The 12,570-nt window shown below is 65.9% G+C and carries 12 protein-coding genes and 1 pseudogene; all 13 read right to left on the bottom strand.

The genetic code is table 11. The features are described 5' to 3' along the window. Positions 1-12: 12 nt before the first annotated feature. Positions 13-1,257, bottom strand: a complete 1,245-nt coding sequence (gene ftsA, locus EBI04_RS03895; RefSeq protein WP_135256123.1) for a cell division protein FtsA — start codon at positions 1,255-1,257, stop codon at positions 13-15. Continuing rightward, a complete protein-coding gene (locus tag EBI04_RS03890; protein WP_135256122.1) occupies positions 1,254-1,838 on the bottom strand; it encodes an FtsQ-type POTRA domain-containing protein in 585 nt (194 codons plus the stop codon). Before EBI04_RS03890 ends, ftsA begins: the two co-directional genes overlap by 4 nt. Positions 1,839-1,871: 33 nt before the next feature. Beyond that, a complete protein-coding gene (locus EBI04_RS03885; RefSeq protein WP_135256121.1) occupies positions 1,872-2,669 on the bottom strand; it encodes a UDP-N-acetylmuramate dehydrogenase in 798 nt (265 codons plus the stop codon). Next, positions 2,659-3,999 (bottom strand): UDP-N-acetylmuramate--L-alanine ligase, encoded by a 1,341-nt coding sequence (gene murC / locus EBI04_RS03880; protein ID WP_135256120.1) that lies wholly within the window; start codon positions 3,997-3,999, stop codon positions 2,659-2,661. The genes EBI04_RS03885 and murC overlap by 11 nt, the downstream gene beginning before the upstream one ends. Next, positions 3,996-5,015 carry a UDP-N-acetylglucosamine--N-acetylmuramyl-(pentapeptide) pyrophosphoryl-undecaprenol N-acetylglucosamine transferase gene (locus EBI04_RS03875; RefSeq protein ID WP_135256119.1) on the bottom strand — a complete coding sequence of 340 codons (1,020 nt, stop codon included), beginning with the start codon at positions 5,013-5,015 and terminating at the stop codon, positions 3,996-3,998. The genes murC and EBI04_RS03875 overlap by 4 nt, the downstream gene beginning before the upstream one ends. Next, positions 5,003-6,061: an FtsW/RodA/SpoVE family cell cycle protein gene (locus tag EBI04_RS03870; RefSeq protein WP_135256118.1), complete on the bottom strand. Its 1,059-nt coding sequence runs from the start codon at positions 6,059-6,061 to the stop codon at positions 5,003-5,005. Before EBI04_RS03870 ends, EBI04_RS03875 begins: the two co-directional genes overlap by 13 nt. After that, positions 6,040-7,293, bottom strand: a complete 1,254-nt coding sequence (locus tag EBI04_RS03865; RefSeq protein ID WP_135256117.1) for a Mur ligase family protein — start codon at positions 7,291-7,293, stop codon at positions 6,040-6,042. The genes EBI04_RS03870 and EBI04_RS03865 overlap by 22 nt, the downstream gene beginning before the upstream one ends. Next, entirely contained in the window at positions 7,290-8,147 is an 858-nt protein-coding gene (locus tag EBI04_RS03860) for a phospho-N-acetylmuramoyl-pentapeptide-transferase (RefSeq protein WP_135256116.1), read from the bottom strand. Before EBI04_RS03860 ends, EBI04_RS03865 begins: the two co-directional genes overlap by 4 nt. Beyond that, positions 8,138-8,845 (bottom strand): hypothetical protein, encoded by a 708-nt coding sequence (locus EBI04_RS03855; protein ID WP_135256115.1) that lies wholly within the window; start codon positions 8,843-8,845, stop codon positions 8,138-8,140. The genes EBI04_RS03860 and EBI04_RS03855 overlap by 10 nt, the downstream gene beginning before the upstream one ends. Continuing rightward, entirely contained in the window at positions 8,833-10,143 is a 1,311-nt protein-coding gene (locus tag EBI04_RS03850) for a UDP-N-acetylmuramoyl-tripeptide--D-alanyl-D-alanine ligase (RefSeq protein WP_206202067.1), read from the bottom strand. Before EBI04_RS03850 ends, EBI04_RS03855 begins: the two co-directional genes overlap by 13 nt. After that, a pseudogene (locus tag EBI04_RS03845) lies at positions 10,127-11,445 on the bottom strand (peptidoglycan D,D-transpeptidase FtsI family protein). Before EBI04_RS03845 ends, EBI04_RS03850 begins: the two are co-directional and overlap by 17 nt. Continuing rightward, positions 11,442-11,705, bottom strand: a complete 264-nt coding sequence (locus EBI04_RS03840) for a hypothetical protein (RefSeq protein WP_135256112.1) — start codon at positions 11,703-11,705, stop codon at positions 11,442-11,444. Before EBI04_RS03840 ends, EBI04_RS03845 begins: the two are co-directional and overlap by 4 nt. Then, complete coding sequence (gene rsmH, locus EBI04_RS03835) at positions 11,705-12,565, bottom strand: 16S rRNA (cytosine(1402)-N(4))-methyltransferase RsmH (RefSeq protein WP_135256111.1); 861 nt, start codon at positions 12,563-12,565, stop codon at positions 11,705-11,707. The genes EBI04_RS03840 and rsmH overlap by 1 nt, the downstream gene beginning before the upstream one ends. Between the last annotated feature and the right edge of the window lie 5 nt (positions 12,566-12,570).

The raw sequence follows: 12,570 nt of genomic DNA, 5'->3' as shown, positions 1-12,570 counted from the left end.
ATAGATCCAGAACTAGAACAGGTTATTCAGAATCTCCTTGATCCGCGCCCAAAGACCCTCACCCTTAGTCTTTTCCTCACGCCGTTCCCTTCTTTCCCTGGCCCTCCGGGGCTCGGGTGCGGTGAGGGGCAAGGTGGTGGCGTACCGGACCAAGCCCACGGCGGTGGCATGGGCGGGGGTGGCCACCACGTCGGTGAGGCCGGAAACCCCGTGGGGCTTACCCACCCGCACGGGAAGGCCGTACTGCTGTCTTGCCAGGAGGTCAAAGCCCTTAAGAAGGGCGCTTCCCCCGGTGAGGATGACCCGATTGACCTTGATCTCCAAGGGTCCCAGGGCCTCGTCCACCGACTGGCGGGCCAGGTGCAGGATCTCCCGCAAGCGGGGGCGGATGATGCGGGCGAGCTCGGGGGCAGGCACCTCGCCCAAGGACCCTCCTTCCTGATTGATCTCCAGAACCAGCTCGGGATCCGCCAGCTCCGGCAAGGCTGCCCCGTACTTGCGCTTCACCCTTTCCGCCTCCTCAAAGGGGATTTTGAGGAGCTGGGCGATGTCCTGGGTCACGTGATCCCCACCCAAGGGGAGAACGGAGGAGTGGGCCAGACGGCCTTCCCGGAAGACCGCCACCTCGGTGGTGCCTCCACCCACGTCCAGGAGGAGCACGGTCATATGTTCCTCCTCGGGGGACAGCACACCGAGACCGCTGGCCAGGGGTTGGGCCACCAGGGCCTCGATCTCTAGGCCCGCTTCCCCCACCGCCCGGCGCAGGTTGGCCAAGGGTCCCCGGCCGGCGGCCACCAAGTGCACATCCACCTCGAGGCGCACTCCCGCCATGCCCACAGGATCGCGGATGCCCTCCTGGCCGTCCACCTTGAACTCCAGGGGTAGGGCGTGCAGGAGCTCCAGATCGGCATCAAAGGGGTAGGCCTTGGCCTGCTCTATGGCCCGCTCCACGTCGGCGGCGCTGATGCTTTGGCCCCGGCGGATGGCGGCCAGGCCATGGCTGGTCACGCTTTTGAGATGGGGTCCTCCCACCCCCAGGATGACCCGCTCCACCTTCACCCCGGCCACCCTCTCCGCCTGGTGGACGCTTTGGCGGATGGCCTCCGTGGTGCGCTCCAGGTTGACCACTACGCCCCGCTTCAAGCCCTGGGAGGGCACGCTGCCCTCGCCGATGATATCCAGCACGCCATCGGGGGCCAGTTCCCCGATCACGGTGGTGACCTTGCTGGTGCCGACGTCCAATCCAGCGATAATCATGGGCTTACACTCACCCCCCAAGAATACAGGTAAACCCTGCCCTTTGGTACGCCCGCCTGGGCATACTTTACTAAAAGCTGGGCTTCCGGGGCAAAGACCACGCCCTGGGGTGTTTCCACCCAGAACCCGGCGGGCGTGTAGCGAAGCCGGGTGGCCTCGGGGTAGGCGCGGGCCACGGCCAGGAGGTCTTGGACCGGCAGGGGACCTTGGCCCTCCACCTGGGGGCCCTTGGCCATGCGGGCCCCTCCAGGAAGCACGGTCCCGTCGGTGGCCAAGGCGTTGTCGTCCGCCAGGGGAAGGAGGGGTTCCCGTTCCCTCAGGATCAGGTGAACCTCTCCTATCCGAGGCTTCTCCAGCCGGACTTCTGCCACCCAGGGATCCCGCCGAAGGCTTTGGAGGCGGTCCGAGCGAATCCAAAGCCAGGGCTCGCCAACATGGAGCTGCGTGCGGGCGAGGATGTCCTCCGTTTTTAAATACTTGTTGCCCATCACCACGATGTGTTCCACGGGGAAGAGCACCAGGCTGGCCACATATAAGGTGGCGGCGAGAAGCAAGGCCAGCAGAAGCCTCATCCCCCACATCTTAATCCCCGCCTGTGAAAAACCGACTAAACCTCAAGGCCACACCTCCCACTCCAGCTCCAGGGGCAGTTCTTCCTGGATCCGCTTTAGGAGTTCCAGCACGTCCTTGGCTGTGGCCTGCCCCAGATTAACGATGAAGTTGCCATGTTCTAGGGATACCATGGCGTCGCCCACCCTAAGGCCCTTGAGGCCCCGTTCGTCTATAAGTTTTCCCGCGGAGTGGCCTGGGGGATTTTTAAAGGCGCAGCCGGCGCTTTTCCGCTTGGGCTGGCCCTTCCTGGCGGCATCCACCTCGGCCATGCGCCGCCTTATCTCCTCCAGGGGGCGTTCTTTCAGCCTCAGGCGGACCCGGGTCACGATGCCCCCGGGGGGAAGGTGGCTTTGGCGATAGCCGAAGCCCAGTTCCTGGGGGAGATAGATGTGAAAACGGCCCTCGTGGAAGATCTCCACCGCCTCGAGGGCATCCGCCATCTCCCCAAACCGGGTGCCCGCATTCATCTTGACCGCCCCCCCCACCTGAGCGGGGATGCCGAGGAGGCCCTCGAGGCCGGAAAGCCCTTGGCGGGCGGCTTCCTGGGCCAAAAGGGGAAGAAGGACCCCTGCTCCCACCCAGCCCCTTAGGTCATAGGTGGTGAACTCTCCTGCAAGGCGGATCACCCTTTCGGGCACCCCCTCGTCCATTACCAGAAGGTTGGAGCCGTTCCCCAGGACCCGGTATGGGGCCTCCGTGGCCTTTAGGAGTTCCTCCTGGGTTTCCACGGTCCAAAGCTCCGCCGGGCCTCCCACCCCTAAGGTGGTGTAGTCCTTGAGAAGCACCCGCTCAACCCTCATGGACGAGCCTCCAGGCGAGTTCCGTCACGTCCCCGGCCCCCAGGGTGAGCCAGAGGTCCTCCGGGGTAGCGGTGGCCCTGGCGTACGCCAGGGCCTCCTCCTTGTCCAGAAAACGGGCGGATTTCCCCAGGGCCAGAAGCCGTTCGGCGATCCTTTGGGAAAGGGCTTCGGGGGAGATACTTGCCTTCTCCCCCGCGGTGTACACGGGGAGAACCACCACCTCGTATGCGGAGGATAGCGCCTCGGCAAAGCCTTCCCAAAGTTCCTGGGTGCGGAGGAGGCGGTGGGGCTGGAAGAGCACCCGAACCCGGCGGCCCAGGAGCCTGGCGGTGGCCAGGGTGGCCTTCACCTCCGTGGGGTGGTGGGCGTAATCGTCCACCACCCATGCGCCCCGCACCTCCCCGATTTTCTGGAACCGGCGCCCTACCCCCGGGAAACGGGCCAGGCCCTCGAGGACCGCCCCGGGTTCCACCCCGAAGCTTAGGGCAGCTAAGGCGGCAGCCAGGGCGTTTTGCACGTTGTGAACGCCCGGGACTTGGAGCCTAGCCTCCCCCAGGGTCCGGCCTTGGTACACCAGTTGGAAACGGCTTCCCGTGGGGCCAAGCTCAGCTTCCTCGGCCCAAAGGTCCCCTCCCTCCCCGAAAAGCTTCCTGGGGAGTCCTTGGGAAAGCCTTAGAAGCCTGGGGTCGAAGGTGGGCACCACCACCGTCTTGGCCCTGCTCAAAAAGCCCCGCATGGCTTTTTCCAATTCCTCCAGACTCGCGTGGTAGTTGGGGGCCCTTTGCCCGGCGGGGGCGATGTGGTCCGCCTCGAGGTTGGTGGCCACCGCCACCTCCACCTCCACCTCCTGGAAGAGGGGATCGGACTCGTCCACCTCCGCCAGGCGGGGGCCGAGGCCAAAGCGGGCGTTTCCAGGTAGGAGGGAAAGCTCGCCCCCGAGCAGCACCCAGGGGTCCAGGTCCGCGGCCAGAAGGATGCTGGCCAGCATCCCCGTGGTGGTGGTCTTGCCGTGGGTACCGGTAACCCCCAAGGAGGATCGTTGCCTTAGCAGATGGGCAAGAAGCTCCATCCTCCTCAGCACCCGCATCCCCTTGCGCCTGGCTTCTTCCACCTCGGGGTGGTCCAAGGGAATGGGGGTGGGAACCACCAGGGTGTCCTCCTCCTGGAGATGGGCAGGATCGTGACCCCTATGGACCGGGACCCCTAGGCTTTCCGCCCGCCGGCCAGGGGCTAGGTCGCACCCGGTCACCTCCATTCCTTCCCCCAGCAAGAGGTGGGCCAAGGCGCTCATGCCCACTCCCTCGAGGCCCATGATGTGTACCCGTGTCATAGGAATTCCTCCAGCCAATCCGCCAGCCTGCCCGCGGCGCCCTCGGGGGAAAGGCGGGCCATGCCCTCCCGGTAGGGTTCGGGGTGGGCCAGGATCCCTTCCACCTGCTTTGCAAGCCCCGCCAGATCCCCAAGCTCCGCCCCACCTGCCTGCCGATAGGCTCGGGCGTTGGCCGCCTGGGCACCCCCGTCCAGGCTGGGGGAAAGGGGAAAGAGCAAGGCGGGCAGGCGGTGGTAGGCGGCCTCTGCCAGGGTACCCGCCCCGGCCCGGGCGAGGAGGAGATCCGCGGCGCTCATGGCCAGGGGGGTGTCCACGAACCCCGCAATCCGGTAGCCCTCTTCCTCCAGATGCCGGTAACGTTCCAGCCAGCGCTCCCCCACCTGGTGAAGGACAGGGAGGCCTAGGGGTTTGAGCAGGGGAGGGAGCCGCTCGTTGAGTTCCAGGCTACCCTGGCTTCCCCCGAGAATGAGGAGCAAGGGCTTGTCCAGGGGGAAACCCAGCCTGGCCTTGGCCTCGGCCTTGGGGTAGCGCACCTCCCGCACGGGGTAACCGGTGACCCGGGCCTTGCGGGCGAGTCCGGGGGAAAGGGGTACCGGCACGGAGAGGGCAAGACCCCGGGCCATGGGGGCGAGGAGCCTTACGGCCAGACCCAGCTTGGCGTTTTGTTCGTGGAGGAGGACGGGAATGCCCTTAAGTTCTCCCACCATGGCCCCGGGAAACCCGGCATACCCTCCGGTGGAGAGGATGGCCCTGGGCCTTGTCCCAACAAGAAGGCGCCAGGCGGCCCTAAGGCCCAGGAGGAGTTTCTGGGCTTCCTTTGGCCTGAAGGCACTTCGGTCCAGCTTTCCTGCGGGGATCAGGGCGTGGGGAATGGAGGTTTCGGGGAGGAGGCGGGCCTCGAGGCCCCCTTGGCTTCCCAGGTAGAAGACCTCGAGGCCCCGCCGCCTCAGCTCCTCCGCCACCGCCAAGGCGGGGAAAAGGTGCCCCCCGGTTCCACCCCCCGTCAGGAGGACCACGGTTGCACCTCCTTCCTTGGGGTTTCCCGGGCCAGGCGCATCAGGGCGCCCACGGCGAAGCCGGAAACCAAAAGGGAGCTTCCCCCATAGGAAACCAGGGGGAGCGGTACCCCCGTGACCGGCAGGAATCCCACGGTCACTCCGATGTTCAAAGCAGCCTGTAGGGTGAGGTAAAGGGTAAGGCCCAGGGCCACCAACCCCAAGGGTCCAGGAAGCCTGAGGGCCAGGGAGAGCCCCCGGACGAAGATCAGAAAGTAGAGCAAGAGCACCATGAACCCTCCTAGCCAGCCGGTGGCGAAGACCACGCTGGCAAAGACCATGTCGTTGTGGGCCTCGGGCAGGTGCGGAAGGTTTCCCGAAGGACCCTGGCCAAGGGGACCGGCCAGGATCAGGGCCTTCTGGGCCTGGAGAACCTGGTAGGCGGTCTGGGAGGGGCTGGCCTCACCCTGAAGGTAATCCACAAAGCCCGTAAAGCGCTCGGACACGTAGCGGAAGCGGGCGAAGTAGATCCCGGAAAAGGGGGCTAGGACCAAGGTCCCTGCCAGGCTCACCATGATGAGCCTTCGCCAGGGTACCCCCGCCAGAATGAAGAGGAGGCCGGCTAGGGTTACCAGGAAGAGGGCGGTGGCGAAGTCGGGCTCCACCAGCACCAACCCTGCGGTGAGGCCCACCAAGGCTGCGGCCCCCACGATGGGGTAGTCGTTTCCCTTCCGTCCCACGAAGGAAGCCAGGTAGTAGGCCAGCACCACCTTGGCGAGTTCCGAGGGTTGGAAGGCAAAGGGCCCCAAGTAAAACCACCGCCGCACCCCTCCCGGGCCGCTTCCCACGAGGAGGACCAACGCGAGGAGAGCGAAGGTGGCGGCAAGCAGGAAGCGGGCGTGGCGAAGGAGCCTTGCGGGAGGCAGGAGAAGGCCCAGGATCATGGCCCCAAGCGCGGCTCCAATGCGGAGGAGGTGGCTAGGGAGGAGATTGGGCTCCGCCACCCCCACGCCCAGGAGGCCGAAGGCCATGAGGAGAAGGGCGCTTAGGAGGAGGATGGGGTCCAAGGCTCACCTCCTAGGGCGTAGACCGCTTCCCGGAAGGCCTGGGCGCGGTCCTGGTAGTCCCGGAACTGATCGAAGCTGGCGGCCAGGGGAGCCAGGAGGACGCTTCCCCGTTCCAGGCGCTTCAAAGCCTCGGCCACCGCTTGCCGCAAGGCGGCCCGCCCATCGGCCTGGGGGAGGGCCACCACCTCCACTTCACCCCCCAGGGCCTCGGCCATTTTGAGGCCATCCCGACCGATGGCCAAAACCACCCGTACCCGAGAAAGGAGAGGGCGTAGGGGCTCGAGGTCGGCTCCCTTGTCCTCCCCGCCCAGGATCCAGGCGATGGGGGCCGGGGCGGCCTTCAAGGCAGCGGCCACCGAGGGGGTGCGGGTGGCGATGGAGTCGTCGATGAAAACCACTTCCCCCTTCTTGGCAAAGACCTGAAAGCGGTGGGGTGGGGAGGGCAGGGTCCGCAGGCTTTCTTGGAGAAGGGCTGGGTTCAAAGGGCGGCCCAGGAGGTCCAGGTAAGCCCGGGTGGCCTCGAGGGCCGCTCGGAGGTTGGTCTCCCTGGGGCTTTCCGCGGGCCGGAAGGGATAGAGCCGGGCGGGGGAGGCCAGGGCCGCCCGCCGCACCTTGGGGTCCCCTTCGTTGTAGACCAGAGCGTCCTCAGGGATGAGGTTCTTGAGGAGGTTCAGCTTGGCCTGGTGGTAGGCCTCCACGCTGCCGTGCCGGTCCAGGTGGTCCACCCCAAGGTTGAGGAGAACCGCCACCCGGGGGCGGAAGGCATGGATTCTTTCCAGCTGGAAACTGGAAAGTTCGGCCACTGCCACCTCAGCCTCGTCCACCACGCTGACCAAGGGGGGATCCACATTGCCCCCCTCGAGGGCCTTAAGCCCCTGCCCCTTAAGGAGATGGGCGGTGAAGAGGGTGGTGGAAGTTTTGCCGGCGGTGCCGGTGATGCCGATGATTGGGGTGGGGGAGAAACGGTAGGCCAGCTCCGCTTCCCCAAGGATCAGGGCCCCGCGGGCCTTCAGAGCCTCGAGGTGGGGGTGGGAAAGGGGTACCCCGGGGGCGGCCACCACCTCTGGGTAGTCCCCCTCCAGGTTCCAGTCCGGGGTGAAGCCCAAGTCCAGGGCTTCCCGCACCTCCTCTTCCCGAGGGCGGTCGTCGTAGAAACGGGCGGGAAGTCCCCGCTTCTTCAAGAAGCGCAGTACCCCAAGCCCGCTTCGTCCTAGCCCATAGACCAGGATCATGCTCCTCCTCCCAGGCTGAAGGCCAAGGCCGTGGCCAAGGCGGTGAGCACGGTGAAGCGGAAGACGATCTTGCTTTCCTCCCATCCGGAAAGTTCCAGGTGGTGGTGCAGGGGGCTCATGCGCAGAAGGCGCCTCCCTGTCCTTCGGAAGTAGAGGACCTGGACCACCACGGAGAGCACCTCCAGTACGGGTACGATGCCCGCCAAGGGCAGAAGCCAAAGCTTCCCCGTGAGGACGAAAAGCCCGGCCAGCATGGCTCCCAGGGCCTGGCTTCCCGTATCCCCCATGAAAACCCTGGCCCTGGGGGCGTTGTGCCAGAGGAAGCCCAGGAGGGTGCCCAGGAGGGTTTGGGCAAAGGGGTAGGGGTAAAAGGGAAGGAGGAGGACGGCGGCCACGCTGGCCAAAAGACCGTCCAGGCCATCCGTGAAGTTGAAGGCGTTGGCCGCGCCCACCACCGCCATGAGGATGAGCAGCACATCCGCAAGGGGCCAGGGAGTGTAGGCCACCTGCCGCACCGCCCAAAGGGCAAAGATCAAGGCCATGAGGGTCTGCAGGGCCAGCTTCTCGCGGGCCCTTAGGGGCCGGGCGAGGTTTCCCCCCAGGTCGTCCACAAGCCCCAGGAGGGCGAAGCCCAGGCCCAGGAGCCAAAGGCCGGCGAACCCGTCCCGCCCTATCAGGCTGTAGGCCAGAAAACCCGCTAGGAGGAAGGCCACACCCCCCATGCTAGGGGTACCCTGCTTGGCCAGGTGGCTTTGGGGCCCATCGGTCCGCACCTTCTTGCCCAGGCCCAGGCTTCTCATGAACACGATCCAGACTGCGGTGAGGAACCAGGAGAGGAGAAGGGCTAGGGCCATACCACCTCCTTGCAGGAAACCACCCGTTGGCCTGGGGTAAGGTAGATGGCCTCTTTCCAGGCGGCAAAGTCCTTAGCCGCCGTCACGGGTTTCGCTCCCTCGGGCCGCACCAGGTAGACCCAGCCCTCCATGAGGGCCACCACCCCGCAGGCCCCGGCCTGGGCTTTGCGGACAAGCTGGGGCAGGGGGAGGAGGAGGCCTTCCGGGTAGAAGTAGGCTTCCTGGCCCAGGGCCACCACCCCGGTGCCCCAAGCCACCACCTGAGAGAACGTTCCTGGGCGCAAAAGGGTGGTGTCCCGGTAAAGCCCCCTTTCCCCCACCCAGAAGAGCCCTTCTTGGCCCCAGACGGCGTCCCGGGCAGGGTAGGGGAGAAACCCTTCTTCCATGTAGACGCTTTCTCCTAGCCCCACCACCACTTTCCCTGAATAGGCCCTAAGAAATTGGGGGATGCCTGGCAGGGGAAGGCTTTGCCAATGACCGTCCCGGTAGATGAGAAGCTGGTACGGGTAGGCGGCGTAGAGGCTTTGCTGGTCAGCATCCAGCAAGAGGGGAGGTCCTGGCAGGGCCACGGAGAAGCGGCCCGTCACCCACCCTCCCTCGGCGAAGCCGCCCGGGTAAGGAAGCACAGGGGCAGTGGCCTGGAGGGGAGCACAGGCGCTGAGGAGGGCGAGAAGGGGCAGGGCGTTCAGGCGTCCCATAGCTCCAGAATCCTTTCCAGGCCCACGCTCCTGGAGGCCTTCAGGTAGACCAGGTCCCCGGGTTGAACCCGTTCCTTGAGCCAGGCCACGGCCTCCTCGAGGTCTTCCACCCCTTCCCCGCCTAAGGAGGCCTGGGCCTTGGCGTAGGGGCCCAGGTACAGGGGTTTAAGGCCAAGCCGAGCTGCCTCTTCCGCCACCTCCAGGTGGAGCCTTAGGGCTTCCTCCCCCAATTCCCGCATCTCTCCCAGGACCGCCCACTTCCTGCCGGGTTGCTGGGCCAGCCAGGCTAGCCCCGCTTTCACCGAGAGGGGGTTGGCGTTGTAGGCGTCGTTCAAGAACACCACCCCATCCCTTTCCCGCCGCTCCATCCGTCCCGGGGGAAGCATCAGGTGGGCTAGCCTCTCCGCCACTTCCTTGGGATCTAGGCCCAGCATCTCCGCCACCCCCAAGGCGGCCAAGGCGGCCACGGCCGGGCCCATGCCGGGGTAGGGGATGCGGACCTCGAGGGCCCCGTAGCGGAAGCGGCTTTCGTGAAGGAGAAGCCTCAAGTCTTCTCCCCGAAAGGTGGCCTCGCCAAAGCCGTAAGTGGGGAGGCCCCGGCCCAGGCCGAAGCGCTCCAGGACCTCGGCCGCCTGGAGGCTCACCAGGGCCTGGGGGGCGGACAGCAGGCCCACTTCCTCCTCCACCACTCCCTGGAGGCTGCCGAAGGCTTCCAGGTGTTCCTCTCCCAAGGCGGTGAGCACCGCCAGGTGCGGCTTGGCCAGGCCCATGAGCTCGGCCATCTCCCCCACCCGGTCCACCCCGAGCTCCACCACGCAGCCCGGGGCCTCGGGATCCAGCCTCAGGAAGAAACGGGCGAGGGGCGGGGCCGTGTTTTGGTTTCCGGGAGGGGCGGGAAGCCCCAGGCCTTGGGCCAGGGCTTCCTTGGTGGTGGTTTTGCCCGAGCTGCCTCCCACCGCCACCACCTGGCTGGGGAAAAGCTCCCGCAAGGCTCTTCCCAGGTGGAGAAGGGCTTGGTGAGTGTCCGCCACCTCCACCGTGGCGGGTCCCGGACGGTCGGAGAGGACCAGGTGGGCTCCTTTGGCCCGGGCTTCGTCCACATACTCCCGTCCATGGACCCGCTTCCCGGGCAGGGCCACGAAGAGACTGCCGGGGGTGGTCTTGCGGCTATCCCAGTGGAGGTCGCGCACGGGTTTCCCCCCAGGGTGAAGCTTTCCCCCGGTGGCCCTGGCCACCCAATCCGGCGTTACTTCCCTAACATGATGAAGATACACAAGCCACTCACCGCCCTTCAGCATAGGGGGGTACGCCCCGGTACGCCAAGAGCCCGGCGGCCACCTCCCGGAAAATGGGGGCGGCCACCAGGCTACCGTGGATCTCCCCTTTGGGATGGTGGACGGCCACCACCACGGTGTAGAGGGGTTCATCCCCAGGCACGAAGCCGGCAAACCAAGCGGTGAAGACCTCCTGGGAATACCTTCCGTTCACCACCACCTGGGCGGTTCCCGTTTTGCCCGCCAAGGGGTACCCCGCCAGGTGGGCCCGGGGAGCGATGCCTTCCTGCAGGGCCTGACGGATGGCCCTGGCGGTGGCTGGGGAGAAGACCCGCTCCGCCTGACCTTCCTGCTGGACGAAGAGCTTGGGTGGGTGGTAGAGGCCGTCCGCCAGGGTGTTGAAGGCAGCGGTGAGGTGAAGGGGAGTGATAAGGAAACCCTGGCCGAAGGTGTGGTTGGCATAGGCGGCGGGGCTCCAGGTACGGGGAGAGGTAACGATTGGGCTAGCCACCCTGACCCCGGGCAGGGGGGTGGGATCGGTGAGGTGTAGACGTTCCATATAATGGTAAAACACCTGCTTGGGCAGGGCCTCGGCCAGCAGGCTGATGCCCACGTTGGAGGAGTAGCGAAGCACCTCGGCCAGGGTGAGGATGGAAGGGTGGGGAATCACGTCCCGGATGGTCCATTCGTCCACCACCCGTTGCATGGGGGCTTCCACGCGGGTGGTGAGGCTGGCCGCTCCTTCCTCCAGGAGCATGGCGGCGGTGAGGGCCTTCATGGTGGAACCAGGCTCCAGGGGTACCAAAAAGGCGTGGTTCCGCCAGGAGATGTCCCGGTTGGGATCCCCCCTGGGGGCTAGGGGATCAAAGGCTGGCCCGTTGGCCACCGCCCTGAGGTTGCCTTCCCGGTCCATGACCAGCAGGGTGCCAAAGGCTCCCCGGCTTCGCGCCAGGCCCTCCCAGAGGGCCTTCTCCGCCAGGGCCTGGATCCAGGGGTCCAAGGTGAGGGTGAAGGAGCGGCCCGCCTCCAGGGCCCCGTTCAAATCCCGTTCCAGCCCCTCAAGCCCCTTCCCCGTGCCCCGTTCCCCGAAGCCCAGGAGCTGGCTGGCGCTTTTTCCCAAGGGGTAGTAGCGTCCTTCCTTGAGGTCAAGGGCCAAGGGGGTGCCATCCTGGGCATACAGGGTGCCTCGAGGGGGGTAGCGGGAGGCAGGGGGGCGGAGAGCCTTGGAGGGTGGGCGATCAGGCTGTAAAGGCCTAAGCCGAAGAGGGCCAGCCAGAGGGCGAACCCCAGAAAAACCCAGGAGACCCGGCTTACCCCTACGGTCACTCCGCCCACCTCCCCTGGCTCATGGGCACGAAGCCCTTCTCCTTGGCCCAGGAGAGCACCCGATGGGGCTCGGTGGCCTGCCACCTTTCCTTGAGCAAGGTTTCCTCCCGGGCTTTTAACCTGGCGAGCTCCTCTTCCATCTTGGCCAGGTGCGCCTTCTCCATTTGGTTGCGGTGGCCCACGGCGAAGACCAAGAGAAGGGCTAAGAGGTAGAGGAGGCCGAAGCGAAGGGTTGTGCCCAGGCTTCCCTGGCGGTGCATCAGGCCACCTCCTTCTCCGCCGCCCTGAGCTTGGCGCTACGGGACCTGGGGTTCTTCGCTACCTCCTCTGGACTCGGGGTGATGGGCTTTTTGGTGAGTATCTTGAGGCAGCTTTCCTTAAGGAAACGCTTCACCAACCGGTCTTCCAGGGAGTGGAAGGTGATGACCAGAAGCCTCCCTCCAGGGGCCAAGACCTCCTCGGCTTGCCTAAGGAATTCCTCCAGAGCACCCAGCTCGTCGTTCACGTACATCCGGATGGCCTGGAAGGTTTTGCGGGCGGGGTGGCCCGCCTTCCGGAAACCCACCGCCTGCCGCACCACCTCGGCCAGCTCCAAAGTGGTGCGGATGTGGGCTTTCCGCCTTCTCTCCACGATGGCCTTGGCGATGCGATGGGCCTCTTTTTCCTCCCCCAGGTCCCGCAGAATCCGCCGGAGGTCTTCCAGGGGAAGGATGTTCACCACCTCGTAGGCGGTGGGGCCTTCCTCCCCCATGCGCATGTCCAGGGGGCCTTCCCTCTGGTAGCTGAAGCCCCGCTTGGGATCCTCCAGGTGGAAGCTGCTCACCCCTAGATCCGCCAGGATGCCCGCCACCTGGCTAACCCTGGCCTCCTGGAGGACCTCCTTTAGATGGCGGAAGTTCCGCTGAAAAACCCTGAGCCCAGGGAGCCCCAGGGCCTTTGCCCGGGCCACAGCCTCGGGGTCCTGGTCCAGGCCGATGACCAGGCCTCCGCGTTCCAGGATGCCCTTGGTGTGCCCAGCTCCTCCCAAAGTGGCGTCCACGTACACCTGCCCCGGGCGGACTTGCAGCAGGTTTAGAACTTCTTCGTAAAGAACGGGAATGTGCTCGGTAATGGCGTCCATAGTCT

Source organism: Thermus caldilimi (genome assembly GCF_004684245.1).
In the GTDB taxonomy this organism is placed as follows: domain Bacteria; phylum Deinococcota; class Deinococci; order Deinococcales; family Thermaceae; genus Thermus; species Thermus caldilimi.
The sequence above is the reverse complement of the archived record's forward strand: the minus strand, read 5'-3'. Positions and strand labels throughout refer to the sequence as shown.

Excerpts from the sequence above, each read along its gene's own strand:
- ftsA (WP_135256123.1), bottom strand. The coding sequence starts at position 1,257 with ATGATTATCGCTGGATTGGACGTCGGCACCAGCAAGGTCACCACCGTG.
- EBI04_RS03860 (WP_135256116.1), bottom strand. The coding sequence starts at position 8,147 with ATGGCCCTAGCCCTTCTCCTCTCCTGGTTCCTCACCGCAGTCTGGATC.
- EBI04_RS03840 (WP_135256112.1), bottom strand. The coding sequence starts at position 11,705 with ATGCACCGCCAGGGAAGCCTGGGCACAACCCTTCGCTTCGGCCTCCTC.
- EBI04_RS03885 (WP_135256121.1), bottom strand. The coding sequence starts at position 2,669 with ATGAGGGTTGAGCGGGTGCTTCTCAAGGACTACACCACCTTAGGGGTG.
- EBI04_RS03850 (WP_206202067.1), bottom strand. The coding sequence starts at position 10,143 with ATGCTGAAGGGCGGTGAGTGGCTTGTGTATCTTCATCATGTTAGGGAA.
- EBI04_RS03890 (WP_135256122.1), bottom strand. The coding sequence starts at position 1,838 with ATGTGGGGGATGAGGCTTCTGCTGGCCTTGCTTCTCGCCGCCACCTTA.
- EBI04_RS03865 (WP_135256117.1), bottom strand. The coding sequence starts at position 7,293 with ATGATCCTGGTCTATGGGCTAGGACGAAGCGGGCTTGGGGTACTGCGC.
- murC (WP_135256120.1), bottom strand. The coding sequence starts at position 3,999 with ATGACACGGGTACACATCATGGGCCTCGAGGGAGTGGGCATGAGCGCC.
- rsmH (WP_135256111.1), bottom strand. The coding sequence starts at position 12,565 with ATGGACGCCATTACCGAGCACATTCCCGTTCTTTACGAAGAAGTTCTA.
- EBI04_RS03855 (WP_135256115.1), bottom strand. The coding sequence starts at position 8,845 with ATGGGACGCCTGAACGCCCTGCCCCTTCTCGCCCTCCTCAGCGCCTGT.